At 48.2% G+C, this 3,314-nt stretch carries 2 protein-coding genes; one reads left to right on the top strand and one right to left on the bottom strand.

Going from position 1 to position 3,314, the window contains the following annotated elements; all coding sequences use genetic code 11:
- Positions 1 to 762: 762 nt before the first annotated feature.
- The gene (locus JRI89_17245; protein ID MBW2072977.1) at positions 763 to 1,818 is read right to left on the bottom strand and encodes a sigma-54-dependent Fis family transcriptional regulator; all 1,056 of its coding nucleotides are present in this window, start codon (positions 1,816 to 1,818) and stop codon (positions 763 to 765) included.
- Positions 1,819 to 2,554: 736 nt separating this feature from the next.
- On the opposite strand from JRI89_17245, the gene JRI89_17240 reads away from it, so the two are divergent.
- On the top strand, positions 2,555 to 2,887 hold the full coding sequence (locus JRI89_17240) for a TIGR02266 family protein (GenBank protein ID MBW2072976.1): 333 nt from the start codon (positions 2,555 to 2,557) through the stop codon (positions 2,885 to 2,887).
- Positions 2,888 to 3,314 lie beyond the last annotated feature (427 nt).

Below are 3,314 nucleotides of genomic sequence, written 5' to 3'. Positions count from 1 at the left end.
ACCTGTCCAAGCAATATTCGCAGGCAAATCACAAGCCGCCCATTGTCGTGGTCGCAATTGCCCAACCCGTGATTGGTAAAACATCAAGGCCAGAAGATTTGCCAAACTCTGCTTTCTGGTGGCTGCTGCTTACCTCCTCACGCTTTCAGCCTTATCCACATCAGGACAGCAAAGTTGGTGCCAACCTGTGGCAAGAAATGCACAAAGTTGGCATCCCCTGAGTAATTAAGGGCAAATAATTCAACACAATGAGGGGATGTAGGAACACACAGGTACCACCGATTGAATATCGAGATAGACAAGAAACTTGCCACTATGTTTCCATGATATTCCGACAATGTCAAGTTAATATTAGTGATTAGGATGATGAAAGAGACCACACCGTGTCTTATGAAACAGTAGACTTCTATGACCTGTTAGGAGATGCTTTGGGGCAAAATAGGGAAAAAACTTTCTCTCGACTATGAAAAAAGGTACCACATTGCTATCAAAATATCCTCATCGGGATTTCTTGCCTGATTGGTATTGCAAGACCTTGAGAATCAGTTCGCCATGTGCTGACCGTAGAGCAGTGTTTGCAGAAGGACTACACCTTATACTCGAGCGGCACATGGCAAGGAGGTCTGGACTGAGCGCTTTGAAGAAGCTCGACGAGACCTGGTCTTGTTTCTACTGTGAGCTTTTGGCCAGGACAGAAGCGCACCTATATTCGTTGAGGGAGTCTGGCTGGCAATTTGTGAATCATAAGGGCAGGCGCAGGTCCTACCTGTTGGGAGTCAATTCCAGGTTCTTTATCTTGTAAAGCAGCGCCTTGTAACTTATTTTGAGAAGCTTGGCAGCTTTTTTTCGATTCCAATCTGCATCTTCCAGAGCAGCCCGTATGACCTTCTTTTCAGTCTGTTGGATTGCCTGACGGCGAACTACTTTCAGGGGAACGTATTCTCGATGATTGTTCGCGCCTTGCCCCACACCCTCCGGAGTTAATTCACGTGATGATGCATAAAGGCGAGCCTCCAGTTGGATCTTTCTCTTCAGGAGCTCTCGCTTGACATTCTCCCAATCACCCAACACCAGCAAACGCTTGACCGTATTTTGCAGTTCCCTGACATTCCCCGGCCACGGATAATCGAGGAAAAACTGCATTACTTCCTCAGTGAATTCAAACCCTGAGCGCGACTCCGCCAGATAGAAGTTTTCGACAAAATGTCTGGTGAGATGTTCGATGTCTACAGGTCTTTCCCTCAGCGGAGGAATCGAGATTCTTATAGTATTCAGCCGGTAGTAGAGGTCCTCCCGGAAAAGGCCTTCCTCGATATCCTTTTCGAGGTCGTGGTTGGTGGACGCCAGGAGCCAGCAGTTCACTTCTATATCTTTCTTGCCCCCCAGCCTTGAAAAGCGAAAATCCTGCAGTACCTGGAGCATTTTTGCTTGCATATGCAAAGGCATGTCACCTATTTCATCAAGAAGGATGGTTCCTCTGTGTGCCTGCTCAAATTTGCCGATCTTGGTGGTATAAGCATTGGTAAATGCACCCTTCTCGTATCCGAAAAGCTCACTCTCCAGTAGTTCACCGGGTATTGCGGCGCAGTTGACTATAATGAAAGGATATGGGCTTCGGAGTGACATTGAATGAAGGGCCTCAGCGACAACTTGTTTGCCAACTCCACTCTCACCACAAATAAGTACGTTCAGGTCGCTGTCTACAACCTGTCTGACAAGCTCTCTTGTCTGCTTTATAGCTGTGCTTTTCCCTATGAGAAGCTGATCGCAAATGTCCATCTTTTTTATGCTACCCTTGTCCACTTCTTCAAGGTTCAAGAAAAATTATTCCAGAACTGTGACGTCCAATATTTTCTGGCAGCCAGGTTAAGCAGCTGCACTATCGTATACTGCTCGTTGTCCTCGAGAAAATCAGACCCGGAGCTTCTTCTGTCCAAAATAAGGGCATTTTCTGGAGTACAAGAAACTCCACTGTCACACCGCATCCTCATCCCAGGTGCTGAATACTGGGAAGCCGCCAGGTGACAGCTGTAGAACACTCGAACACCAAGTCGTTGAGCTGTGCCAGGCAAAACAATGGGCAAAGCTTGTGGACTGACAGATTCCTTCAATCTGGATACTTGGTAACTCACACCGAAGCGCGCCTGAAGCTGCACACTTGCCCATGCTACCTGGTGTTTTCAGGCCTTGCACTGCCAAGCGCCACCTGAGAATCTAGCAACAAGCAGGACCGCTGTTTTGCTCTCGAGGCGGCATTTGAGTGGCTCTCGCTGCACCATCATAGCTGCGGCTAAAGTACCCGCTCGTTCTTCTGCTTTCAGTAAGTCGATCTCAACGTTCTGTAGGCTAAAGTGGCTTAATGATGACCTTCCAGATTTGACTCGCAACAAGCCAAAATTACACTAATTAGGGCTGTCTCTATAGTTTCTCAATATATGGTATTCTTGCCTTGGATGTCAATATATTTTTGTTGACTCATTGGCTGTAATGTGCTAGCGTCAAAAAAGTCAATTATAACAATTTGTTATAAACAAATATCTGAAAGGACCGTGCCATGGCCGACCACAGAAAAGGGCCCCGTCTGGACGTGGTTCTCAAAGCACAATACGAGACAGAAGAAGCATTCCGGGAGGCCCTGATAGCCAATCTAGGCCCAGGTGGTCTCTACCTTGTAACGGATGCGCCTTTCGAGGTGGGGTCAGAGTTCTCGGTAGAAATCTCTCTTCCCCAGAAGCGGGGGGTGATCAAAGGGAGATGTCATGTGGTCTGGGTGAATCAGGTGGAGGCAGAGAATTATCCAAAAGGCATGGGCGTCAAATTTACTGAACTGCCCGAAAAGCACGCCAAAATTCTACAACAATATCTCAAGGAAATTGAGGGAAGCTGACCGGCTGCGCCTTCGGCTCCGCCGGGTTATCAGTTATCAGTTCTCAGTTATCAGGGTATAGTACAGCGCTACGCGCTATCCTCGCCGAATGCCTTGAGCCTTGCACCTTGCGCCCGCTTTTCCCAACCCAACAAACCCAAGTAACCCGGAGTGCCCTGAGCCCGTTCCTTTTCGACAGGATTTACAGGATTTTCAAGATTTCTGTTCTTTTTCCATAGTCAAGCAACAAGCTCCATGGCGGATACGACGCTTTGCCTCTGCTTCACACCCTGATAACCGATAACTGATAACTGACAACTCCGGCGTAGCCGGCCGCCCTGAGCCTTGCACCGGACCTTCATATTCACCACCCGCTTTCGCTCGAGGCGCCAGTCGTCGTTCCGCTATAGCGGAACTATGCCTAGGCAAGCAGAGAGCACAGAGAGTT

The organism is Deltaproteobacteria bacterium, assembly GCA_019309045.1.
Lineage (GTDB): Bacteria > Desulfobacterota > Syntrophobacteria > BM002 > BM002 > JAFDGZ01.
This window is presented reverse-complemented; position numbering and strand designations above follow the sequence as displayed.